At 49.8% G+C, this 23,170-nt stretch carries 18 protein-coding genes; 8 read left to right on the top strand and 10 right to left on the bottom strand.

Annotated features, from left to right (window positions below):
- Positions 1-14: 14 nt before the first annotated feature.
- Positions 15-431: a hypothetical protein gene (locus tag KDK13_RS02850; RefSeq protein ID WP_257283332.1), complete on the bottom strand. Its 417-nt coding sequence runs from the start codon at positions 429-431 to the stop codon at positions 15-17.
- Positions 432-608: 177 nt separating this feature from the next.
- Here KDK13_RS02850 and KDK13_RS02845 point away from each other — a divergent pair, with 177 nt between their 5' ends.
- The 4 genes from KDK13_RS02845 (at position 609) to yaaA (ending at position 7,512) form a co-directional block, all read left to right on the top strand.
- The gene (locus KDK13_RS02845; RefSeq protein WP_257283331.1) at positions 609-1,889 is read left to right on the top strand and encodes a hypothetical protein; all 1,281 of its coding nucleotides are present in this window, start codon (positions 609-611) and stop codon (positions 1,887-1,889) included.
- A gap of 114 nt (positions 1,890-2,003) precedes the next feature.
- Positions 2,004-2,657, top strand: a complete 654-nt coding sequence (locus KDK13_RS02840) for an F-box protein (protein ID WP_257283329.1) — start codon at positions 2,004-2,006, stop codon at positions 2,655-2,657.
- A gap of 74 nt (positions 2,658-2,731) precedes the next feature.
- Entirely contained in the window at positions 2,732-6,259 is a 3,528-nt protein-coding gene (locus KDK13_RS02835) for a hypothetical protein (RefSeq protein WP_257283327.1), read from the top strand.
- A gap of 476 nt (positions 6,260-6,735) precedes the next feature.
- Positions 6,736-7,512, top strand: a complete 777-nt coding sequence (gene yaaA, locus KDK13_RS02830) for a peroxide stress protein YaaA (RefSeq protein ID WP_257283326.1) — start codon at positions 6,736-6,738, stop codon at positions 7,510-7,512.
- 96 nt (positions 7,513-7,608) lie between these two features.
- Here the strand turns inward: yaaA and KDK13_RS02825 are convergent, their stop codons facing one another.
- Entirely contained in the window at positions 7,609-8,133 is a 525-nt protein-coding gene (locus KDK13_RS02825; RefSeq protein ID WP_257283325.1) for a hypothetical protein, read from the bottom strand.
- Positions 8,134-8,420: 287 nt separating this feature from the next.
- Here KDK13_RS02825 and KDK13_RS02820 point away from each other — a divergent pair, with 287 nt between their 5' ends.
- Both KDK13_RS02820 and KDK13_RS02815 read left to right on the top strand, forming a co-directional pair.
- Positions 8,421-10,787 (top strand): hypothetical protein, encoded by a 2,367-nt coding sequence (locus KDK13_RS02820; protein ID WP_257283324.1) that lies wholly within the window; start codon positions 8,421-8,423, stop codon positions 10,785-10,787.
- 393 nt (positions 10,788-11,180) lie between these two features.
- On the top strand, positions 11,181-12,455 hold the full coding sequence (locus tag KDK13_RS02815; RefSeq protein ID WP_257283323.1) for an OmpP1/FadL family transporter: 1,275 nt from the start codon (positions 11,181-11,183) through the stop codon (positions 12,453-12,455).
- A gap of 266 nt (positions 12,456-12,721) precedes the next feature.
- Here the strand turns inward: KDK13_RS02815 and KDK13_RS02810 are convergent, their stop codons facing one another.
- The 4 genes from KDK13_RS02810 to KDK13_RS02795 all read right to left on the bottom strand — a co-directional run bounded on the left by KDK13_RS02810 (position 12,722) and on the right by KDK13_RS02795 (position 17,048).
- Positions 12,722-13,552 (bottom strand): amino acid ABC transporter ATP-binding protein, encoded by an 831-nt coding sequence (locus KDK13_RS02810; protein WP_306670983.1) that lies wholly within the window; start codon positions 13,550-13,552, stop codon positions 12,722-12,724.
- Positions 13,553-13,574: 22 nt separating this feature from the next.
- Positions 13,575-14,663: an amino acid ABC transporter permease gene (locus KDK13_RS02805; RefSeq protein ID WP_373692197.1), complete on the bottom strand. Its 1,089-nt coding sequence runs from the start codon at positions 14,661-14,663 to the stop codon at positions 13,575-13,577.
- A gap of 23 nt (positions 14,664-14,686) precedes the next feature.
- Positions 14,687-15,844, bottom strand: coding sequence for an amino acid ABC transporter permease (locus KDK13_RS02800; RefSeq protein ID WP_306670985.1), 1,158 nt, complete (start codon positions 15,842-15,844; stop codon positions 14,687-14,689).
- Positions 15,845-16,022: 178 nt separating this feature from the next.
- Complete coding sequence (locus KDK13_RS02795; protein WP_257283321.1) at positions 16,023-17,048, bottom strand: amino acid ABC transporter substrate-binding protein; 1,026 nt, start codon at positions 17,046-17,048, stop codon at positions 16,023-16,025.
- A gap of 263 nt (positions 17,049-17,311) precedes the next feature.
- Here KDK13_RS02795 and folE point away from each other — a divergent pair, with 263 nt between their 5' ends.
- Positions 17,312-17,863, top strand: a complete 552-nt coding sequence (gene folE, locus KDK13_RS02790; RefSeq protein WP_257283319.1) for a GTP cyclohydrolase I FolE — start codon at positions 17,312-17,314, stop codon at positions 17,861-17,863.
- Positions 17,864-17,928: 65 nt separating this feature from the next.
- On the opposite strand, the gene tdh is transcribed toward folE, so the two are convergent.
- Both tdh and KDK13_RS02780 read right to left on the bottom strand, forming a co-directional pair.
- Positions 17,929-18,954: an L-threonine 3-dehydrogenase gene (gene tdh, locus KDK13_RS02785; protein WP_257283318.1), complete on the bottom strand. Its 1,026-nt coding sequence runs from the start codon at positions 18,952-18,954 to the stop codon at positions 17,929-17,931.
- Positions 18,955-19,024: 70 nt separating this feature from the next.
- On the bottom strand, positions 19,025-20,233 hold the full coding sequence (locus tag KDK13_RS02780; RefSeq protein WP_257283317.1) for a glycine C-acetyltransferase: 1,209 nt from the start codon (positions 20,231-20,233) through the stop codon (positions 19,025-19,027).
- 308 nt (positions 20,234-20,541) lie between these two features.
- On the opposite strand from KDK13_RS02780, the gene KDK13_RS02775 reads away from it, so the two are divergent.
- Positions 20,542-21,063 (top strand): hypothetical protein, encoded by a 522-nt coding sequence (locus KDK13_RS02775; protein WP_257283315.1) that lies wholly within the window; start codon positions 20,542-20,544, stop codon positions 21,061-21,063.
- Between the two features lie 40 nt (positions 21,064-21,103).
- Here the strand turns inward: KDK13_RS02775 and cysN are convergent, their stop codons facing one another.
- Both cysN and cysD read right to left on the bottom strand, forming a co-directional pair.
- Positions 21,104-22,702, bottom strand: a complete 1,599-nt coding sequence (gene cysN / locus KDK13_RS02770; RefSeq protein ID WP_257283313.1) for a sulfate adenylyltransferase subunit CysN — start codon at positions 22,700-22,702, stop codon at positions 21,104-21,106.
- Positions 22,702-23,170, bottom strand: a 469-nt coding sequence (gene cysD / locus KDK13_RS02765) for a sulfate adenylyltransferase subunit CysD (RefSeq protein WP_257283311.1), incomplete at its 5' end; no start/stop codon positions are given. The genes cysD and cysN, both read right to left, overlap by 1 nt.

Genomic DNA, 23,170 nt, shown 5'->3' with positions numbered 1-23,170 from the left:
GACGATCCATGCTCTTATCTTAACTTGCCAAATGCCATGAGCATGCTTTTACGCTCATGGGCAGACAATTCCATATGATGGCGGTATAAGTGCATTCTGAAAGCCATGAGGCTGCTTGATTTACATTTACGATGGCATAAAGAACACTCGTAAAAGTTACTTTTATTGGCTGGAGGTTCCGGCTGATCGGTTTCATGGTTTGCCAGTAAAAGTTCAGTTTTAGCCTGACAGTATCTGGGATAATCCTCATTCCATGGTTCTTCGATGGGTCGCCCCCTCCCTATCCAGCGCTGGCCTGATGTAACATACACACTCATGCCATTCATATCGCCGTGTGGTTGATTTTGCTGCTGTACACCATTTCCGGGAAATGCCGGGGATGGGTACCGGGCTTTCAGATGCCGGGAACCACAAACCGGGTTTGGTTGCATTATTTATTACCTTTCCAGAGATATACTTATCCACAGACAGGCAGACAGTCCTTCAAGTTCCTGACAGCCCTTCAAGTTCCTGACAGTTCTTATGCTTATGAATATTGAATGGGTGTTGACAGGAACTTATATAACAAAGAGTGGTCTTAAACTGAAATTCAATAAATCAATAATTCAATGAATTTTTTCAATAGTTTATCTTCATTCAATCTTGATTTTTCTGACCTCTACCCCGACTCATTAGATTTGGTAGAACCACAATGCCAATTTGGTGCCAGAGAACAACACCCCACTTATCAAGGTATGTCCATTCAGAGGCTGGACACCCCTTCTCCTGTTTACCATGGTGAATCAGATACAGAGTACAATGACGTGTATTCATTTAATTTACTGCGTGAATATAATATTGCATCTCTGGCACCTGCTGATCCGGTTGACGCTTTCGGGACTGCTATTTCTGAGTTATCACAATCAGTTCCTGATGAAGATGAAGATGCACCCTCGCATTTTGGTAATGAACCCGTTAATTGTACGACATCATCAATATCAAACATTCAACTTACCCAGCAATTATGCTTATCGGGAATTGAGCCCGGGCTCAGAGAGTCCGTTCCAGCGAGTCATCCGCACCCGAATGATCAGTTAACGCATCTCCCTGTCGAAGGCCCACAAGACTCACGCCAGGTTGCTGTTGCTGGCCTGTTTAACCGAGATCAAATTGCCATTGATCACCATACACCCACAGAAGAAGAAATTTCTGCGGTTAACATTTTAGTAGCCAGGCCCCACAGGAAGCCTCGCAAAAATTCAAGTTACCTGGATCACCAGAAGAAGTACCATAGGGAGCGTTACCGGAATGATCCCGATTACGCTGAGTGCCAGAAGGCGCGCCAGCGGATGCGCTACCACAATGACCCCGATTACGCAGAGCGCAAAAAAGAGCAACAAAGGGAGCGCCGCAGGAAGCTGCGCGAAGACCCCGCTTATGCAGAGCTCCAGAAGAACAAAAAGGTACGCCAAAGCAAGCGTACCGTAGATCCTGCCAGGGAGCACCTGAAGGAACTCCGAAGGGAGCAGCAAAGGGAACAAAGAAAGAATCTGCAAAGGGAACAAAAAAAGAAGCTGCAAAAAAGGGAGCGCTATCGGAATGATCCCGATTTCGCAGAACGCCAAAGGGAGCGCACCAGGCAACAGCGCAAAAATCCCGATTTCCTGGAACGCCAAAGGAAGCGCTACCAGAATGATCCCGATTTCGCAGAACACGAAAGGGAACGCCAAAGGAAGCGCTACCAGAATGATCCCGCTTTCGCAGAGCGCCGGAGGGAGTGCCAGAGGAAGCGAATGAGGCTGAGGGCGCTACACAAAGATCCTGCTTTTGCCCAAGGCCAGAAGGAGTCCTGTCTGAATGCCCCCTCATCAACGCAGGAAAGCATGGAAAATCCAGGGGAACTTTTTTAAGAAAGACCGGCATTGATGAAAAAGCAGCCAGAGAAAAAAGGAAAATTTCCGCAGATGGAACTTTTCAAGACATATTGACTCACAATAAAGGAATAGAAAAGCCATGGCCCTATTATGGATGAAATTACTCAAGCAACTCTCTCAAATACAAATCTCCAGATGCCATCAGAAAAAAAAGTTAATAAAAAAAAACCAACGTACAATGATTTACCGGTTGAGATTATTCAGGAAATTGCCCGCAAGCTCCCTCTTCCCGATGTTTTACGTTTTAAACAGGTTAATCACCAGGCTAATGACTACATTGACTCGACAATCATCAAAGTGGCAATGGACAGGATACACTATCATTTTAACGCATTTAGCCAGCCAACTGACGTCTATAATAGCCGTTCCAGCTTAAGCTTTGAGGAGTTCATGACCTTTTTTCGTGAAACCTTTATTCCTAAATTCAGTAACATCATACACGCAACCGATGCACCGGTTAAAAGAAGCGAAATAGTCCTGAAGCGCCTGTATGGTATAAATACTGTGTGTGATTTCCATGCCGGTGAGTTTGAAAGCGGGTTAAAATTTATAATGATCGGATCGAGACTTACGCAAAGCAATGATTCTGAATATGGCCTGAAATCAACAGGCTCCGGAGAAAGCAATCAATTATATGTAGCCCGATCGTTTGATGATGTGATCAATTTAATAAGAAAAAAACGCAATGACATCCCTCAGGATTTGATTGAAACACTTTTTGCCTATAACAAAGATTACGGATAAAGATAACCTGAATTACCTCCACCTGAATGGAACCTAATACTCATTCCAGGGTCAAATGGCGGAATTATTGCAGTGTGCAGGGTTTTATTCTGAAAGCAATAGCACCAACCCACCCAAAACCTGCTGGCCGGGTTGACCAGCAAGCTGCTTCAGGCAGGCCACCTGAGTCATCCAGAGTTACATTCAATGGTAAAAAAGTCTCAAATCATCAGTTTCACAGAGATAGAGCCAACACCCGGAATGATGGCAAACGTATTGAGAATGCCTTTTGGGAAAAACAACCATTATATGGACATCTAATCACCTCAGCTGGTGTGCTCACTGCCTATGGCAATGATAAAACGTCCCTGAGAGCTGGCTTCTTTCTGCAAAAACTTTGCTTACAGAACATCCTGCATGGCAATCAAAAAGTGACTCCTGAGCAGGTAATTCAAGAATTCAACCGGGAGCCGGATCAAAATCACAAATGCAAATTGGCGATAGCGCGCTTCAAGGCAGAATGTTGCCTGAGGGGCCTGCCCCTGAATGGCCAGCAGGTCACACCGGGTGCGGTGGTCAAGGGTTATCAGACAGCCAGGGCTGCACTGGAACTGGCGCGCTTTAAGGAACAATGTTGCCTGAGGGGGCTGCCATTGGCTGGCCAGCAGGTCACAACGGATGAGGTGGCCAGGGAATATCAGGAAATCAGGGCGATACTGGAGCTGGCGCGCTTTAAGGAAAAATGTTTCCAGAGGGGCCTGTCGTTGAATGGCCAGCAGGTCACACCGGATGCAGTAGTCAGGAATTTTCAGGCAGTCAAAGCCATGCTGGAGCTTGCGCGCTTTAAGGAACTGTGTTGCCTCAGGGGCAAGGCGTTGAATGGTCAGCAGGTCACACCGGAAGCGGTGATTCAGGGTTATCAGGCAGTCAAAGCCAAACTGGAGCCAATACGCTTCAAAGCGGAGTGTTGCCTGAGGGGCCTGACATTAAATGGCCAGCAGGTCACACCGGATATGGTGGTTGAGGAATATCAGGCAACCAGGGCAACACTTGAGCTGGCGCGTTTTAAGGAACTATGTTGCCTCAGGGGCATGGCGTTGAATGGCCAGCCAGTCACACCGGATGCAGTGGTTGAGCAATATCAGGCTGCCAGGGCAACGCTGGAACTGACGCGCTTCAAGGCAGAGTGTTGCCTGAGGGGCCTGCCGTTGCATGGCCAGCGGGTCACACCGATTACCGTGGTTAAGGATTATCAGGCAGCCAGGGCAACGCTGGAGCTGGCACGTTTCCAGGCGGAATGTTGCCTGAGGGGCCTGCCGCTGAATGGTCGGCCGATCACTCCGGATAGAGTAGTCAGGGATTTCCCCAACAGCCCGGAAGGCAAACTGGGGATAGCGCGCTTCAAGGCAGAATGTTGCCTGAGGGGCCTGCCGTTGAATGGCCAGCAGATCACTCCGGCTGAAGTAGTTAAAGGTTTTCCGGTCAGTGCGGAGGGCAGGCTGGGCATAGCGCGCTTCAAGGAACAATGCTGCCTGAGGGGCCTGTCGTTGAATCGCCGGGAGGTCACACCCGATGAGGTGGTCAAGCATTTCCCGGGTAGCTCTGAGGGCTTACTGGGGCTGGCGTGTTTTAAGGAAATATGTTGCCTGAGCGGCCTGCTGCTGGATGGCCAGCAAGTTACACCGGATGCAGTGGTTAAGGATTTCCCGGACAGTCCGGAAGGCAGACTGGGAATAGCACGCTTCAAGCAGCAGTGTTGCCTGAGGGGACTGCTGTTGAATGGCCAGCAGGTCACCGCGGATGCGGTGGTTAAGGCATTCCCGGATAGTCCGGAAGGCAAGCTGGGAGTAACGCGCTTTAAGCAACAGTGTTGCCTGAGGGGCCTGCTGTTGAATGGCCAGAAGGTTACAGCGGATGCGGTGATTAAAGATTATGAACGCGGTGGCTGGCTGCTCGAAAGAGCTGATTTTTATGCTGAGCTGGCACTGAATGCAAGATTATCAGCCAGCTCCTGCCTGGATAACCGGATAGTCTTACAGGCATTTAATGAAGCCCCCGGGGATCATTCTTCCAGGCAAGCTGAATACCTGGTGCAACGGCTGAACCAGCCTCAGGGGTACGATGACACCAGCGAAGCCCAGGATATCATGCAAAAGGCCTGGCAAACCTTGAACAGCCTACCAGTCAAAAAAGATGAGCAACATCGACTGCAATGTATATTGAAATTCATGGCCATGCAGAATGAGTTGGCCATTGATCATCAGGAAGTATCGGCAGAACAGGTATTGCAATCCATCACAACCCTGAGGCACTCATTTCAGAATTTACGCATACATTTCTTCTTCCTGGCGCACTGTTATATCACGGGACAGCCTATCGATGGACGGCAAATCCATAAGAGCCAGGTGCTGGAGTGCCTCCGGAGTTTTCCTGAAGGCAGCAAGCTGCGCCATACCCTGGGTTCCTGGTTTGAACAATGCAGCTGCGAAGCAAGCGTAATGGATAATATGCTGTTTAAACGCGAAAGAGCCGATGCCAGTGATGGCAACAGGCATTCAGCCACTCATGTGAATAACACCCGACATGACCATCGAGATCCCCTCCCCGATGTAATCCCCGATATTGATAGCGTTGGCCGAAGAACAACATCTGCAGAAGTAACTTTTGCCACTCAGGCAATTACCGGCAGTGCGGCTCGAACCCTGAAGCATCCGGTAAAAACAGGCGGACCTGGCTTTGTGGACAAGCAGGTTCCACGGTTAAATGCGCTAACGCTGAAAGCGCTGGAGATTATTCAGGAAATCAATGGTTCTTACACCGCCCCCCCCATCCTGATTACCGGTTCATACTCACGTTTTTTACAAAACCGCTGCTCATCATTCAATGATATTGACATCATCTTCACCACAGAAGAGCCTGTCAAAACACTCTTTGAAAAGCTGCAGACACTTAACACCGGCAGGGATTCAGAAATCCCCAAAAGCATCATTATCTTGCCCATTCCGGGATGCCAGGCGATCAGGCTACCAAAAGCCTACAATATTCATATTAAAGACGGTGATCTGGGCATGAAAACCATGGAGCTTCAGGTCAGTATTGACGCCAGAGTGACCCGGTTAAATGCAGCTCGCCTGGCCGTTAACGTCCCTGGCGTTGACAAGCCGGTATGGTGTTTGCCGTTTGCTGAAGAAACCAGATTACTGAACGATACGCTGGAATACCTCGCCGACAACCTTGTTCCCCTGACAGAGCAGTTGCAAAAAGGGGTGTTATTTGACATTCCCCGAACCATTCTTTTTAACACCCCCAGAAACACCGATGATCGTATTTATGGGTTGCTGATACGCACGCTGCTTACCCTGAACAAAGCCAGGCAGTTTATCGCTCTGCACAGGGAAAACTCCGGAAAACCTGACTATCTTACCAACCAGCTTCAGGAAGAACAGCGACGCCTTCATGCATTGGCTGCGAATCTTCAAATGCAATTGACCAGCCATGTTTGCCGTAATGCTTTTGAGCACAGAGTTAATGGCTGGCTATTGACACCCCGGCCCATTAATAAGCATGAGATCAAGAAAAATGAATTTATCAAAGGGCTTCTTTTGATGCTGCACCATGATTAAATAGCTGGCAAACAAATCTCGAGTCAACAAACGATAACGCTTCAGTATATAAGCTGAAATTTTGTCAACGTGTCAGCACCAATCCGGGACAGTTTACTGTGAAAGTATTCACTCAAATTCTTGCAGGTGGCGTATTGATTAAAAGCCCTTGCATTAATGGCATCAATAATTTTATTTGGCCTGGTTAACATCAGCAAGAATCGCCAGATCCTGCTCATCAATCCTGTCTTTAGCAGGCACGTTTGTATTATTGATTTGATACTTTTTGGCCAAGTAGTCAGAAATCATATATGAGTCCCCCGGAAAATAATTTAGCACTCTTTTTTAGCAACTCTTTTTTTTTTAGCAACTTTTTGCCAAAACCATTATCAAAGGTAGTAATAGACCTTTTCAGCCCTGCCAGACCTATTAAAGAAACGCTCTCTGCTCTATTATTGTCATCATTATCACCAGCTTGAAAAATCAGGGAGTGTTTAATGCTGCTCGTTATTTCTCCAGCCAAAACCCTGGACTACGAAACACCGTCCACTACAAAAACATTCACTCAACCGGACTTTCTTGACCAGTCCGCCCTTCTGATTGAAGAGCTCCGTGAATTAAGCCCGGCAGCCATTGGCAGCCTGATGGGCATCAGTGACAAGCTGTCCCAGCTCAATGCCGCCCGCTTCCAGGCATGGTCGACGCCGTTCAGCCCGGATAATGCCAGGCAGGCGGTACTGGCTTTCAAGGGTGATGTTTATACTGGTCTCGACGCCGGAACACTCAATGAACAGCAGCTGTCATTTGCCCAGGCGCACCTGAGAATCCTCTCTGGCCTTTATGGCCTGCTGCGCCCGCTGGACTTGATGCAGGCCTACCGCCTGGAAATGGGCACGCGATTCACCAATCAGCGGGGAAAAGATCTTTACCAGTTCTGGGGAAGCATGATCACAGAGCAGCTGAACAGAGAGCTGTCCGGTCAGAAGAGCCAGGTTCTGGTCAACCTTGCGTCTAATGAATACTTCAAGTCGGTTAAGGCAAAGCAGGTTAATGGACAGATCATTACCCCGGTATTTAAAGACTGGAAGAACGGCCAATACAAAATCATCAGTTTCTATGCCAAAAAAGCCCGTGGCCTGATGTGCCGCTACATTATCGACCATAATATTGACCAGCCAGAAAAAATAAAACGTTTTGACTACGAAGGTTATGCCTTCAATGAGGCCATGTCCTCCGATAAGGAGTGGGTTTTTACCCGGGAAGCGCAAGATTAAAAATCTACCATTGGGTTTCGCTCTATGCTTACCTTGCAAAATTCAAGCATAGAGCAGAAATCGACTTTTCCCGGAACAGGAAAAGACGAAAGAGGTTCAGCGCAGCAGCGAAGTGGAGTCAATCCAGAAGTAGACAGACCAGCTGTCTTTAAACAAACCGGGAGTACCCTGCTTCCTTAAGGTTCCCCGAACCTGGTCTTCAAGCAGGTACTGAGTCTCCTCTCCCCGTTCTTCAAGCAAGCCCTGCTTTTCATACCAGCCATTCATACCACCATGGGGAATTTCACCCAGACACTGATTGATAAAGGTCTGGGCCTGTTCATAAACCTGATGAGCCGTTTCCTGGTCAGGATAAGCCTTATTGCAGACATAACTGTATTTATCGCCCCATTGCCATATTTGACAGCTGTTTTCTATCAGCTGATAACGGCTCTCCCAGAGAGTAATTTTGTATTTATAGGACGGGCGGAAACGGATGCTCTCAAAGTTATTATTGCTTTTACTGAACAGGGCAGAAAGTGACTGACAGTCTGCCTGATCTTTGCTGGAGGTGCCTGTTGTCGATGAATCTTTTGAAGCCAGTGAACTACAGCCGGAAATCATAGCCACCAAAAAGGTCATGAAAACAAATTGCTTTCCTGAAACGGTCTTCCTGAACATCCTTTCTCCTCCCAAGGCCAAGCCAGAACAGTGCTGACGATGGTTAGAAGGGTATAGGGACGGAAAGAGAAAATAAATAAAAAAATCCGGTTGGCAGGCAACAGACCATCATTCCCACGTATTGCCCTGGCCTGCTGGTTACCCAGACTCAAATGAGCGAACCACCTGCTGAATCCTTAACATCGAATGTAACACTTTCTTCCTGCTGCCGATACCACTAACAATACAACCGGGCAGCCTATCAGATCATGTTCAATCTACCCAGAAACCCAATTTGTCAAAGAACACCTGGAGTCGAAGGTCCAGGCTCTATCCAACCCAATTATGAGCAAACGCCAACAGAGACAGAGTCGCCGGTTGGTAAGCATAGAGGCCGGGAAATCAAAAGTGCCGACGCCACGAGCCATTTAGCGGAACGGGAACGATTGGTAACGGATGCAGACAATCCATCGCCGATAACAGCAGCAGCTACCCCCGTTTCCGCTCATCACACGGCTGGTTTGAAAAAGAACAAACCGGACCAGAGTGATTCAACGCTTTTGCAGGAACGGGTTGATTTGCTGGAAAAGGCAGAGAAGCTTCTTGGCACCATTAATGAGCAGAAAGTGGTCGGTATTTCGCTGGAAGTACTGGAAAAAGCTCGAGCCAATGGCCCGGAACAGGTGCTGGCAATGCTTAATAGCATGAAGTTCCCGAGTGGCCTTAACGTTAAAATCACCCTTAAGTCTCAGCCCGACAAACCGCTGAGCCTGATACCTCCAGGGGCTGAGCTGGCAAACCAGAAGCAACTTGGCCAGTTAATGGACAAAACCATAGAGACACTTAAACGCCATGATAAGCAGTATGCAAATACAGAAGCAAGGGTCAGTGAAGCCGAAACAATAAGACAGTCTCTCGTTACCAACGACAACAAGGCTGCGGGCAGGGACACCGGAGGCCAGGGAGACGGCGCGCAGGCGTTTGACAAGCTCAGGAACAGAAGGTGTGCAATCACTGTTCATCATCGAACCCCCGTTGAGAAAAGCTATGTCGAGGCCAGGCACCATGATACAAGCACCCAGCCATCAGCGCCCGTTTATCCGGTCCCACTCCCTTTAGTGAATAGTTCGCAAACCATCGTTTCTCCTCAGCCTGCAGAGGAAGAACCGGTTTCGCCACAGAGCGCAAAACAGGCTACTGACTCAATCGGTGATACCACCACGGAAAGCACTTCTCAGCCAGAGATGCTTCAGCCAGAAATAGTTCAGCCCCCTGCTCAACCAACAGAGTCATCGCCCATCCCGGCAACTGAACAGGGTACTACATCGCAACCCCTTCAGACAGAAAGGAAAGATGACCCGTATTCAGCACTGTTAAGGGAGATAGAAAACAGGCAATGGAAACTGAAACCAATAAATTCAAACAACCCGGTTGAAGACAATAACCAGCAAACCAGTGGCAGGGTTGTACCCGATCACGATACGGCAGACACACCAGAAGACTCTCGCTCCACCAATAACTCCAGGCTTATGGAGCAATTGTCACAAAAACTGGCGGACAGAAAACCGAAAACGCCGGAAGATGTTGATGAAATGGATAGAAACGTTGCCCGGAAATGGGCCCAGACAGCAGAGCGCGTTAAAAATGACAGCCTTCCCTTTGCCGATGAACTGATTAAAAAAGTAGCGACAAGAAGCAGGCCAAGTCTGGAACAGATCGAAGCGGACATCGCTAAACACAAACAACTGAATATTCATGAAGACACTGAAAAGCCTGTCAGTGAGAAGCCCCAGTCCTCAACAAACTCACAGGAACCAGGCTACGATAATCCGAATACTCCGGAGAGTCCTGACGTTTCAATGGAAGAGATGGCTGAGCCATACAAACCTGTGCTGTCACCCGGCGGTTATCAACCTGCTGAAACAACGGTGTCTTTTCCCCCGTTCCCGGCGTCGGATAAGTTACCGGCAACCGATGACAACGCTGTACCAAAGGACGAAACGGAAAACATGGCATCCAGTCAGAACACGTTTAGCAGTGCCAGCTTTAAAGCCGAGTTGGAAAAAGCCGTAGCCAGGATGATGAGAAGAAGTCCAGATACCATCGATACTGATGACATCACAGACTTGAAAGGGCTATCTGACCAGCGCCCGGACGACTTATCCACTGCAAGTGCTGATGAGCCCGAATACTCAACCATAGCCACCACGCCCGGTACTCAGCCAACCGATGATACCGCACCATTGACAGCCCCTTCACCACCAGCGCCTCCCCCAATATCGGAGGAACTTCTGCGCTCAGCCAGGACCATGAAGGCGCCTGCACCCACCAGCACTGCTCAGGCAATCACACCTGAAAAAACGACAGGCAAGCCATCAAATCAGGGGTTTTTCAGCGATAATTCATTCAAAACCGAATTAGCAAAAGCCGTTGAATCAAGGAGCAACAAACGACAGGCTGACAGCATGGATATTGATCAACAAATTGCTGAGGCCAAAGTTGCTGAGGCCAAAAAAGAGAAGGAGTCCAATAGCATGCTCGGTATGCTGAAAAAAAGAATGGATTCAATTAACTGGGCCAACCGTCCTGATGAAGACAGGCCCGATGATGAAGAAAATGATGAGTTTAAACACTAAACCCTAACAGTCTGAGCACTACAGTTTTCCGGCGAGTTCGGCATATCCAGGCGGACAAATAGTGGCGATGTCGAGAGGCATATTTTATGTCGGCATGATTTTTAACGATGGAAATGTAGTTATTGTGCCTACTGCTTAAAAACGCGTATACCGGTCTCGGCTTCTACTGTATTAAGATTAAAATTCACTGGAAAAGTTAATATTAAAAACATTTTAGAAACAAAATATAACAGAAAAGAATTTTTAAACTTAATAATATTCTCTCCAGTTTTATTCGGTACGTTTTCGGCGTGCTGCTTTCTTCCCGGTTCCCGGTATTAACTACTGGTAGTCAATATCAGGCAGCGATTCGTCATCGTGCTGCTCAATAGACTTTTACGGAGTTTCATGTCTATGGTTTCGCGCCAAGGCCGTTTATTTGTTCTTTCCTCTCTGGCTTTTGCCGTTTTTTCCGGTAATGCCGTTGCAGGTGGCTTTGAAAAAGCGACCATGTGGGACGCGAAATACGCTGCCCTTGCCGGTGCCGCTGTTTCTTCTGTTAATACCTCCAGTGCCGTTTTCTACAACCCGGCGGGTCTGGCCCGTCTTGAGGGCAATGAAATTGCCTTGAATGTGTCCCCTACCTTTGTTCAGACCAATGGTCCTGCCGCTGGTAGTGACACTTATATGAAAGGTGAGAGAAACTTTGTTCCCAATGCCGGTTTGACGGGTGCTTATCGCCTGAATGAACAGTTGGTGATGGGTTATGGGTTCTATGGTGCCGGTGGTTCTAATACCAGTTATGAAGGGGTTACTGTTGGTAGTTTGGCACCGATGACTGGCAAGTATTCAACCGATATCAAGATAATGGAAGCCGGTCTGGCCCTGGCCTACCAGATCAATAACAACTGGTCTGTTGGCGGCACCTACCGTATTACCTATGCCCAGGCTGATATCAATCTGGCCTCTGCTGCTTTTGGTGGTACCACCGGTGCGCTTGTGGGTTATAACGACCTTTCCGGCTTTAACACATTTGGTGTGCGCCTTGGCGCAATGTATCGCTCCGATGATAATCGCTGGGGCTGGGGTCTGAATTATCGCTCAGATGTCAGTATAGAGGCAGATGGTGAAGCCAGTACCTATGTAGCGAACGCCGCTTTTCATAATCCAGGCATCGCAGCTACTGCTGAAACCGCATTACCAACCCAGATATCCACAGGTGTGGACTACACCCTGAATGATGACTGGAAGCTGTTTGGTGAAGCCACCTGGACGAAGTACAGCGATATAGAAGCGATCAAGTTTTCCAGCAATGAAGGAACTTTGCTGGTAAACAGGATTATTGCTAACTGGGATAACCAGTGGAACTTCCGCTTTGCTACTGAGTACACCGGCATCGAAAACTGGGCATTGAGAGCAGGTTATATCTACACCACAGCCGTAACGCCAGAAGAGTACGCCGCACCCACCTTCTCCACACCGGCGGGTGCCCACTCCTTCACCATGGGTGCCGGTACTACCTTGATGGGTGGCAAATTGGGGCTTGACTTGGGTGCAGAATATAACTTTGCTGAAAACGATTCAGTAAAAGGTGGCGGTGAAGTGACCAATACCCGTACCAAAGCCAGCGCTGGCAAGTACGACACCAACGCTTTTGCACTGCACGCTACCCTGCGTTACAAGTTCTAAGTTTGATTGCCAAGTGACATAAAATACCGGCGTGAACCATTCATGCCGGTATTTTTTTATTAACCCAAAACCGGTTTGAGTTCCCTGGCACATCATTTCGATAGGTTTGATGTGTACAATCTCCGTTCACCCTGAGCGGAGTCGAAGGGTGCTTGGCACAGTCTTTATTCAGGGTATGGAGCTTACGCCCTTCGACTCCGCTCAGGACGAACGGAGCCTGGGAGTCATTGATAGAAGGAACCCAACAATTACACTGAAACCATGCGCTAGTGATTCAACACCTGCCCAAGAAACTGCCGGGTTCGCTCTGAACGTGGGTGACTGAAAAATACTTCCGGCGGTGCCTGCTCAATAATCTGCCCCTCATCCATAAAGATCACCCGGTCAGCCACCGTCCGGGCAAAGCCCATTTCATGGGTAACACAGAGCATGGTCATCCCTTCCTGCGCCAGTTCGACCATAACATCCAGTACCTCTTTGATCATCTCCGGGTCCAGGGCAGACGTGGGCTCATCAAACAGCATGACCTCCGGATTCATACACAGGCTTCGGGCAATCGCCACCCGCTGCTGCTGGCCACCAGACAGTTGCCCGGGATATTTATTGGCCTGATCCGGGATTCTCACCCGCTCCAGGTATTCCATGGCCACCTTCTCCGCTTCCTTGCGCGACTGCTTACGAACCCAGACAGGTGCCAGTGTGCAGTTCTCCAGAATGGTCAAATGTGGAAACAGATTAAACTGCTGGAATACCATCCCCACTTCACGACGGATGGTTTCTATATTTTTCAGATCATTGGTCAGCCGGGTGCCATCCACCACAATGCTGCCTTCCTGATGCTCCTCAAGGCAATTAATGCAGCGGATCAATGTAGACTTACCGGAGCCGGAAGGCCCACAGATAACGATTTTCTCCCCCTTTCTGACATTCAGGTTAATATCACGCAGCACATGAAATTGACCATACCATTTATTCAGGCCGCTGATCTCAATCAGGCTGGCCTGTTCAACCGCAGATTCCCGCTGAATCGTCACCTCTGGCTGACCACTTTTCGGTAATGGCTTTTGCAGACGAGGCTCGTCAAGATAATCACTCATACCATTGGCGTCCCTGATTTCATTATCGGTGTAATTGTTGTTCCAGTCGCTGACTGTACTTTGACATGCCAAAACAGAAGACCCAGAAAACCAGCCCGGCAAACAGATAGCCTTCTATAGAGTTACCCAGCCAGGCAGGATCATTCAGCCCTGCCTGAATAATGGCCAGCAGATCAAACAGGCCAATGACCAGTACCAGGCTGGTGTCTTTAAACAGGGCAATAAAGGTATTGACGACACCGGGAATCACCAGTCGCATGGCCTGGGGCAGAATAATCATAATCATCCCCTGCCAGTAACTCAGGCCAAGGCTGTTAAACGCTTCAAACTGTCCTTTGGGGATGGCCTGCAGCCCACCGCGCACCACTTCCGCCATATAGGCCGCCTGAAACAGCATAATGCCGATAAGGGCCCGAAGCAGTTTATCAAAGACCACTTCTTCCGGCACAAACAGAGGCAGCATGACCGAGGCCATAAATAGCACCGTAATCAGAGGAACACCGCGCCAGAGTTCAATATACGCCGTGCATAAAGACCGTATTACCGGCATATCAGAACGTCGACCAAGGGCCAGCAGCACACCGAATGGCAAAGAGGCGATCATCCCGCACAGTGCCAGCAACAGGGTTAGCATCAACCCACCCCACTGATGGGTTTCTACTTTCTCTAGTCCCAACAGGCCACCATAAAGCAGAAACCAGGAAACCACCGGCATCAGAACCAAGCTGTAACCCAACACCCACTTTTTGCCCGGAGTCACTTTAAACGACAGCCAAGCAATCAATATGGCCAGCTGGGCAAAAAAGAGATCCGCCCGCCACTGCTGTTCTTCCGGATAGAACCCGTAAATAAACTGATCAAGCCTTGCCGTGATAAAAGCCCAGCAGGCACCTTCGCTGCTGCAGGCACTGCTGTCTGCACCAAACCAGGTAGCCTCCATAAATGCCCACTGCACCAGCGGTGGTACGAATAAATACAGACCGTAAGCGAGCAACAGCGTGGTCAGCGTACTCAGCGGGTTGGCAAACAGATTATCTTTTACCCATGCCAGTACACCGACAGCTCTTGCAGGTGGCTCACGGGCAGGAATCATGTTGATATCGTGACTGATCATTTCTTCCAACTCTCCCGGCCCTACCGCTCGATAAGCGCCACACGCCGGTTATAGATATTCATCAGCAGGGATACACTCAAACTGATGGTAAGATAAACGGCCATGGTCATGGCAATTACTTCCACCGCCTGCCCGGTCTGGTTCAGGGTAGTCCCGGCAAAGACATTGACCAGGTCCGGATAACCAATCGCTGTCGCCAGTGAAGAGTTTTTTGCCAGGTTAAGATACTGATTGGTCAATGGCGGAATAATCACCTTCATCGCCTGGGGAATCACCACCAGGGTCAACACGTTCCCGGGCTTTAGCCCGAGCGACGCGGCGGCCTCTTTCTGCCCTTTCTGGACAGACTCAATACCGGCTCTCACCACCTCGGCGATAAAGGCAGCGGTATAGATGGTCAGAGCCAGTAACAATGCGCCCAGCTCAGGAATGATGGCAATGCCACCACGGAAGTTAAAGCCTTTCAGCGCTGGTGTATCCAGAACCAAAGATGCACCGGAAAAGTGCCAGGCAAGCGCAGGAATAACAATTAACAGTGCAGCCATATACCAGGGCGCACCGGAAATTCCCTTACCGGTTGCCATTCTTCTCTGCCGGTTTCTGGTCCTTAGCAATAACGCCAGACCAATGGCAACAAGACAACTGACCACTACCGGCAGTAGCCCCTGCTCAATAATGGGCCTGGGCAGAAAAAGACCCCGCAGATTTAAAAAAATGGTATCACCAAGGGCATAACTTTGCCGGGGATGCGGTAGCGCTGCCAGTACGGCGAAATACCAGAAAAAGATTTGCAGCAGTAAAGGAATATTGCGAAAGGTCTCAATAAACACTGATGCTATTCTGGCCAGCAGCCAGTTAGACGACAGTCTGGCAATACCCACCAGAAAACCCAGCACAGTGGCGAAAAAGATACCTAACCCGGATACCAGCAGGGTATTGAGTATCCCCACAACAAAGGTGCGGCCATAACTGTGGGATTCGTCATAGGCCACCAGCGATTGAATAATGCCAAAGCCCGCTTCCTGGGAAAGAAAGTCAAATCCGGTGCTGATGCCCCGGTGTTCCAGGTTGTTCATGGTGTTATTGATCACCCAGACACCGAGCATCACCACCACCAGCACGACAATTCCCTGCATCAACAGCGGTCTGAAGGAGGCATCACGCCATAGCCTCAACATCTCATTCCATAAGGAAGGTCTTTTATTCTTTTTATGGGATACGTGCTCAGGATCACTCACGACCTAACTCCCTTTTTCTTCTTATCTCGTTTGTGCGCTTTAGAGGTTATACGGAGAGTACGGGACTATCCATACTCCCGCTCTTACGCCGAGCGGGGTATATGTCACAACGATTGAATTAACGGAAGGGAGGAGCGTAAAGGATACCACCTTCATTCCAGAGGGCGTTCAGACCACGATCGATCTGAAGGGGTGACTGTGTACCAACATTACGCTCAAAGATCTCTTCATAGTTACCCACCTGCTCGATAATCCGCAGAGACCAGTCATCATCCAGGGCAAGACCTTTACCTTTAGGACCATCAATACCCAACAAGCGACGCACATTGGGATCAGAAGATGCCTTTTGCGCATTAATATTGCCAGAGGTCAGGCCCAGCTCTTCACCATTAATCATGGCGGCCAGGCTCCACTTCACTATGTTGAACCACTGGTCATCGCCCTGACGTACCACGGGACCGAGAGGCTCTTTTGAGATCACTTCAGGCAGAACCACCGCGGAATCAGGCTTGGACAAACGAACTCTCAAGGCATAAAGCTGGGATTGATCGGAAGTCAGGACATCACAACGCCCCACATCAAAGCCTTTTGCCGTACCGTCAGAAGTATCAAAGACCACGGGCTGATACTCCATATTATTAGCACGGAAGTAATCAGCAAGATTCAGCTCACTGGTGGTACCGGACTGGATACAGACAGATGCGCCATCCAGCTCCTTGGCGCTTTTCACGCCCAGGTCTTTCTTCACCATAAAGCCCTGGCCGTCATAGTAAGAGACCCCCGTGAAGTTAAGACCCAGGGAGGCATCACGGGTCAGGGTCCAGGTGGTATTTCTGGAGAGCATATCAATCTCTCCTGATTGCAGCGCGGTAAAACGTTCTTTGGCTGTCAGCGGCACAAACTTGACCTTGTCAGCATCTTTCAACGTGGCTGCAGCAACCGCTCGACAGACATCAACGTCCAGCCCACTCCACTGCCCTTTATCATCCGGGTTACTGAAGCCGGGAAGGCCGGTGCTGACACCGCAGGCCACATAACCTTTTTCCTTTACCGACTCCAGTGTTGCCGAGGCACTGGCTACCTGGACAAAACCAACTGTGGCCAACGCGCCCAGCACAGCGGCATTTTTCAGACTTTTCAGCATAAGAATATTCCTTTTGTGTTGTTGTTATTGTCAGCAAACGATGCTCGGTACAGGTCAACCCTGCTCAACCGTCTGACGGTTGATAATGCGCTTTAACTTATGGCTTTTCAAACATACTTGCAAGCAAAACCACTGGCAACCGTTATGCTGTTCATGTTTGTATTGGCAGGTGCAAAGAAAGTCGTTCCGGTGCTTTCCGGGTTAGGTATCAATTGTGTTAAACTGCCGTCCACTTCGATAACCATGCAGTGATAAATCTTTCAATGTCTCAAAGAATAAGCGAACACTACAAGGCCATTATTGAGTCCGTCGGTGAAGATATTCATCGGGAAGGCCTCAGGGATACGCCGCTTCGCGCTGCCAAAGCCATGCAATACCTGACCAGAGGCTATAACCAGACACTGGAAGAGATCGTTAACGGTGCAGTGTTTGAATCTGACATCAGCGAAATGATCGTGATCAAAGACATTGAGCTTTACTCAATGTGTGAGCATCACCTGCTGCCCTTTATTGGCAAGTGTCACATTGGTTATTTGCCCAATGGTAAAGTACTGGGCTTATCCAAATTTGCCCGCATTGTGGATATGTTCGCCCGTCGACTGCAGATTCAGGAAAACATGACCAAACAGATTGCCGACGCCATTATGGAAGTGACCGACGCCAAAGGGGTTGCCGTGGTGATTGAAGCACAACATATGTGCATGATGATGCGCGGTGTTGAAAAACAGAACTCATCCATGACCTCTTCAGTAATGCGTGGGCTGATGAAAGATAATCAGCCAACCCGTGAAGAGTTTCTTCGTTTTATTCGTTGATCCCCTTCATCACTTGAAACCAAAAAAGCCAGCAAATGCTGGCTTTTTTGGTTCCGGGGTATGATTCAGCGCCAATCCAGAATCACTTTTCCAGACTCCCCGGACCCCATGATTTCAAAACCCTTTTCAAAATCATCAACCGGGAACCGGTGAGTAATGACCGGAGAGATATCCAGGCCAGACTGCAGCATACTGGTCATCTTGTACCAGGTCTCAAACATTTCCCGACCATAGATACCTTTGATCACCAACCCCTTGAAGATCACCTGATTCCAGTCAATTACCGTATCACTGGCAGGAATCCCCAACAATGCAACCTTGCCACCGTAGTTCATATTTTCCAGCATCTGCTCAAATGCACGACCATTGCCAGACATTTCAAGGCCCACATCAAAGCCTTCAACCATGCCCAGCTCAGCCATCACTTCCGGCAAATCGGTATTGGCAACATTCACGGCGCGGGTCGCACCCATTTTACGGGCCAGATCCAGGCGGTATTCGTTGACATCGGTGATCACCACATTGCGCGCACCAACATGCTTACAGATCGCCACCGCCATAATGCCGATGGGGCCTGCCCCGGTAATCAGTACATCTTCTCCGACCAGGTCAAAAGAGAGTGCAGTGTGAACCGCATTACCAAAAGGATCAAAAATGGCAGCCAGGTCATCACTGATATCATCGGGTATCGGGAAGGCATTAACCGCCGGAATCACCAGGTATTCGGCAAAAGCTCCCTCACGATTGACGCCGACACCCACGGTAAAGTTACACAGATGGCGACGGCCAGCGCGGCAGTTACGGCAGTGGCCACAGGTAATATGGCCTTCACCGGAAACCCGCTGACCCACCTCAAAGCCACGCACACCGTCACCCATGTCAACGATGTCGCCGACAAACTCATGGCCAACGTGCATACCTACCGGAATGGTTTTCTGCGACCACTCATCCCAGTGGTAGATATGCATGTCAGTACCACAAATGGCCGTTTTGCGGATCTTGATCAGTACATCGTTGTAACCCACTTCTGGCTTGGGATGATCTTCCATCCAGATTCCGGGTTCTGCTTTGCTTTTGGCTAATGTTTTCACGGTATCATTTTTCTCAATGGGCTTGCAATTCAGGATAGCAAGCCAGCTTTCAGGTAAATCAGCAGGGATATCAGTGGATAACGCCCAACTCCCGACCGACCCTGGCGAAAGCGGCAATAGCCTTGTCCAGATGCGCTCTGCTATGGGCAGCAGACATCTGGGTACGAATTCTTGCCTGTCCTTTTGGCACCACCGGGAAGGAGAAACCAACCACGTAAATACCTTCTTCCAGCATTCGGTCGGCAAACTGACCAGCCAGTGAAGCATCGCCGAGCATCACCGGCACGATCGGATGATCGGCGCCAGCCAGGGTAAAGCCCAGCCTGGTCATTTCAGCGCGGAAATATTCCGCATTATCACGTACCTTCTGGCGCAGTTCCCCGCCGGCAGCCAGCATCTCAAACACTTTGATCGACGCGGCAGCAATGCTCGGTGCCAGCGTGTTGGAGAAGAGATAGGGGCGCGAACGATTACGCAACCAGTCAATGACCTCCTTTTTACCAGAGGTATAACCACCGGAAGCACCACCGAGCGCCTTACCCAGAGTACCGGTAAGAATATCAACACGCCCCATGACACCACAGAACTCAGGAGTACCAACCCCTTTCTCACCAATAAAACCGGTGGCATGGCAGTCATCCACCATCACCAGCGCGCCATATTTATCCGCCAGATCGCAGATGCCTTTCAGATTAGCGATCACCCCATCCATGGAGAATACGCCATCGGTAGCAATCAGTCTGGTTTTGGCACCGGCAGCCTCTGCCGCCTGCAGTTGCGCTTCCAGATCGGCCATATCGTTATTGGCATAGCGGAAACGTTTGGCTTTGGACAGGCGCACACCATCAATGATACTGGCATGGTTCAGCGCATCACTGATAATGGCATCGTCTGGCCCCAGGATGGTTTCAAACAGGCCACCATTGGCATCAAAACAGGAGGGATAAAGAATCGTATCTTCCATGCCCAGGAACCGGGAAATGCGCGCTTCCAGATCTTTATGAACGGTCTGGGTACCGCAGATAAAACGCACGGAAGCCATACCAAAACCATACTGGTCAAGCCCCTGTTTACCGGCTTCAATAAGTTCTGGGGCATTGGCCAGGCCCAGGTAATTATTGGCACAGAAGTTAAGCACTTCTTCACCGCTCACACCATTAGCGAGTACTTTGATTTCAGCCTGTTGCTGGGAGCTGATCACCCGCTCGCTTTTGTAGAGCCCTTCCTGCTTGAGTTCATCCAGCTGCCTGCGCAGCCCCTGATAAAAATCGGCCTTCATTTCGACTCCTGTTCCCGGTAATTTCTAATGGCCACGGCTTGCTGCCACCAACCTGATCATTGTAGATGAATGAACTAATAGTGAATCAGCAAAGCGTCCCATTGAACCGGCATTTGTACCTATTATCAGGACTTTTCAGCCAATTCACCCGGGCGCCCAGTAAACTACTATTGACCTCTAATTCGTCGGTTGAAGGAACGCAGGATTGAAGGAACGCAGAATAGTTGAACTTTTTGGTGAACGATCGGTCTGAATCAGTGTGTGTCTTTACGAACTGATGAATTTCGTTCCCCGGAGTTTCTTGCCACATGGCCAATGTACATTCCGCCAGCAGTTGTCTTTTATGCCATGGGGCTCAACCTAATGGTATCAACCCACCCACTGACACAGTTATGGTCAACTGCGCCCGCGGCCATGCATTTCACCGAGACTGCCTGGTTCAGCAGGATTGCTTCCGGCTTTGCCCTGAGAATAACTGCGATGCCCATATTCCCTGCTTTGTCAAACCTCTGGCTGACCGTCTGGCTCGGTCGGTGCTGCCATATATTGGCCTGGACGAGCTATTAGATACAGTGGTCATGGCCGATGTCCAGCAATCTGGAGTTTCCCTTGAAAATGCCCGGCAATTCATCTCTGAGTCCGAGTTTTTAGTGAGTTACCTCAGGCACACACTCCCAGGATCGTTGCGCTCTGCAACCTATAGCCTGGTGGCTATGGCCGTGACCGCCTTGGTTACTCATTACCTGTTGCCAGCACAGCCAGACTTTTTCGGTTCACAGGATAATTCTGCAGGCACTCCCATGGAGGAGGCGTTATTGACGGTGGATTAGTGCATGGCATGGCTTGCCTCGTTCCCACGGTTCCGAGGGTTTATGAAAGCGTTAGGGCAGCAACAATCGAAGCCAGCACGGAGTCCACAGAAGCATTATCCGTCACTTCATCTTCTGATGTAATCAAGACGGCCACTTCAGCCTTCAGTAACGCATCCGCCCTGGCAGACCACTGTACATCATCACTGCTCACCACCAATGGATAAAACCCGCGATCAAACAGCTGTCGTTCAATAACGTCAGCATGTTGTCGGGCAACTTTGAAAATACCGCCTTTCTGGCCCAAGCGCTGTTGACGATGGACTCTGGACAGCAAATCCCGATCATGGGTACGCTCACTGGCTCCCCGCACCATACCGGCGGCAACCGTCGTATTGCTGAGCCTGTCAATGACAATAAAGGCACCGGTCTGGCGATTACGCCGGTAACTGTCCACAGGAACGGGTCTGGTCAGCCGGAGATGACACAGGCCAATTTCATTGAGTGCCAGCTGCTCTGCCGGGTGATGGGCCAGGGAGTTCACATCAATCCGGTGATCAACCCCGACAAAACTGCCCGACACCTTGCCAGCAGAAAACTTGACCTGGTATTGCCTGCCGGGGCTCATGGGCTGTTCCGCCATCCAGACCAGATCCACATCCAGATCAGTAGCTACCTGAACAGGGCTGTCCCTGGGCACCAGCATATCACCACGGCTGATATCAATTTCATCCGTCAGGGTCAGGGTAACCGCCTGGCCAGCATGGGCTTCAGACAAATCCCCATCCCAGGTCACAATGCGATCAACACAGCTCACCTGGCCCGATGGTAATACCTTGACCTGGTCGCCTGGTTTGACGTTGCCAGAGGCCAGGGTTCCTGAGAACCCTCGAAAATCCAGGTTGGGACGATTGACATATTGCACCGGGAAACGGAAGTCATCCAGGTTACGGTCCCGGGCAATCTCGACATTTTCCAACACGTCCATCAACGTGCTGTCACGATACCAGGACATCCGTTCGCTGCGGTGAACCACATTGTCGCCTTCCAGTGCCGACATCGGCACAAACTGAATATCACCCAATTGCAGCGGTTCTGAAAAATCGAGGTACTGGTTACGAATCGCTTCAAACCGTGCCTTGCTGAAATCCACCAGATCCATCTTGTTGATGGCCACGACAATATGCTTTATGCCCAGCAAACTGGCTATATAGGTATGCCGCCGCGTCTGGGTCAGCACGCCCTGGCGGGCATCAATCAGAATAATCGCCAGATCACAAGTGGAAGCACCGGTTGCCATATTTCGGGTGTACTGCTCATGACCGGGCGTATCGGCAATAATGTACTTACGTTTTTCGGTGGAAAAATAACGGTAGGCCACATCAATGGTAATGCCCTGCTCGCGCTCTGCCTGCAGACCGTCCACCAGCAGCGCCAGATCCAGTTTTTCCCCCTGGGTGCCTACACGCTTACTGTCGTTTTCTACGGCAGCCAGCTGATCTTCATAAATCATGCTGGTGTCGTGTAAAAGACGGCCAATCAGGGTGCTTTTACCATCATCAACACTGCCACAGGTGAGAAAACGCAGCATCTCTTTCTGTTCATGACGGTTCAGGTACGCTTCGATATCGGTGGCAATAAGTTCAGATTGGTGTGACATCAGAAATACCCTTCCTGCTTTTTCTTTTCCATGGAACCGGTACTGTCATGATCTATTACCCGGCCCTGTCGCTCAGAGGTTCTGGTCAGGAGCATCTCCTGAATCACTTCGGTCAGTGTATCGGCTTCAGATGCTACTGCACCGGTCAGCGGGTAACATCCCAGGGTTCTGAAGCGTACTTTGCGCATCCGGGGTTGTTCACCGGGTTGCAGCGGCATCCGCTCGTCGTCCACCATAATCAGGTTGCCATCACGCTCCACCACCGGGCGTTCTCTGGCAAGATACAGTGGCACAATAGGGATCTTTTCCAGGTGGATATACTGCCAGATATCGAGTTCCGTCCAGTTTGACAGCGGGAACACGCGAATACTCTCGCCTTTCTCAACCTGGCTGTTGTAGATATTCCAAAGCTCTGGTCTCTGGTTTTTCGGATCCCAGCGATGGTTCTTGTCGCGAAAAGAGTAAACC

It is taken from the genome of Endozoicomonas sp. SESOKO1, assembly GCF_024606265.1.
Lineage (GTDB): Bacteria > Pseudomonadota > Gammaproteobacteria > Pseudomonadales > Endozoicomonadaceae > Endozoicomonas.
The sequence above is the reverse complement of the archived record's forward strand: the minus strand, read 5'-3'. Positions and strand labels throughout refer to the sequence as shown.

Coding starts and splice junctions, on each gene's coding strand:
- KDK13_RS02840 (WP_257283329.1), top strand. CDS start 2,004: ATGGATGAAATTACTCAAGCAACTCTCTCAAATACAAATCTCCAGATG.
- KDK13_RS02815 (WP_257283323.1), top strand. CDS start 11,181: ATGGTTTCGCGCCAAGGCCGTTTATTTGTTCTTTCCTCTCTGGCTTTT.
- KDK13_RS02845 (WP_257283331.1), top strand. CDS start 609: ATGAATTTTTTCAATAGTTTATCTTCATTCAATCTTGATTTTTCTGAC.
- KDK13_RS02820 (WP_257283324.1), top strand. CDS start 8,421: ATGTTCAATCTACCCAGAAACCCAATTTGTCAAAGAACACCTGGAGTC.
- KDK13_RS02775 (WP_257283315.1), top strand. CDS start 20,542: ATGGCCAATGTACATTCCGCCAGCAGTTGTCTTTTATGCCATGGGGCT.
- yaaA (WP_257283326.1), top strand. CDS start 6,736: ATGCTGCTCGTTATTTCTCCAGCCAAAACCCTGGACTACGAAACACCG.
- folE (WP_257283319.1), top strand. CDS start 17,312: ATGTCTCAAAGAATAAGCGAACACTACAAGGCCATTATTGAGTCCGTC.
- KDK13_RS02800 (WP_306670985.1), bottom strand. CDS start 15,844: ATGTTGAGGCTATGGCGTGATGCCTCCTTCAGACCGCTGTTGATGCAG.
- KDK13_RS02850 (WP_257283332.1), bottom strand. CDS start 431: ATGCAACCAAACCCGGTTTGTGGTTCCCGGCATCTGAAAGCCCGGTAC.
- KDK13_RS02780 (WP_257283317.1), bottom strand. CDS start 20,233: ATGAAGGCCGATTTTTATCAGGGGCTGCGCAGGCAGCTGGATGAACTC.
- cysN (WP_257283313.1), bottom strand. CDS start 22,702: ATGTCACACCAATCTGAACTTATTGCCACCGATATCGAAGCGTACCTG.
- KDK13_RS02810 (WP_306670983.1), bottom strand. CDS start 13,552: ATGAGTGATTATCTTGACGAGCCTCGTCTGCAAAAGCCATTACCGAAA.
- KDK13_RS02825 (WP_257283325.1), bottom strand. CDS start 8,133: ATGACCTTTTTGGTGGCTATGATTTCCGGCTGTAGTTCACTGGCTTCA.
- KDK13_RS02795 (WP_257283321.1), bottom strand. CDS start 17,048: ATGCTGAAAAGTCTGAAAAATGCCGCTGTGCTGGGCGCGTTGGCCACA.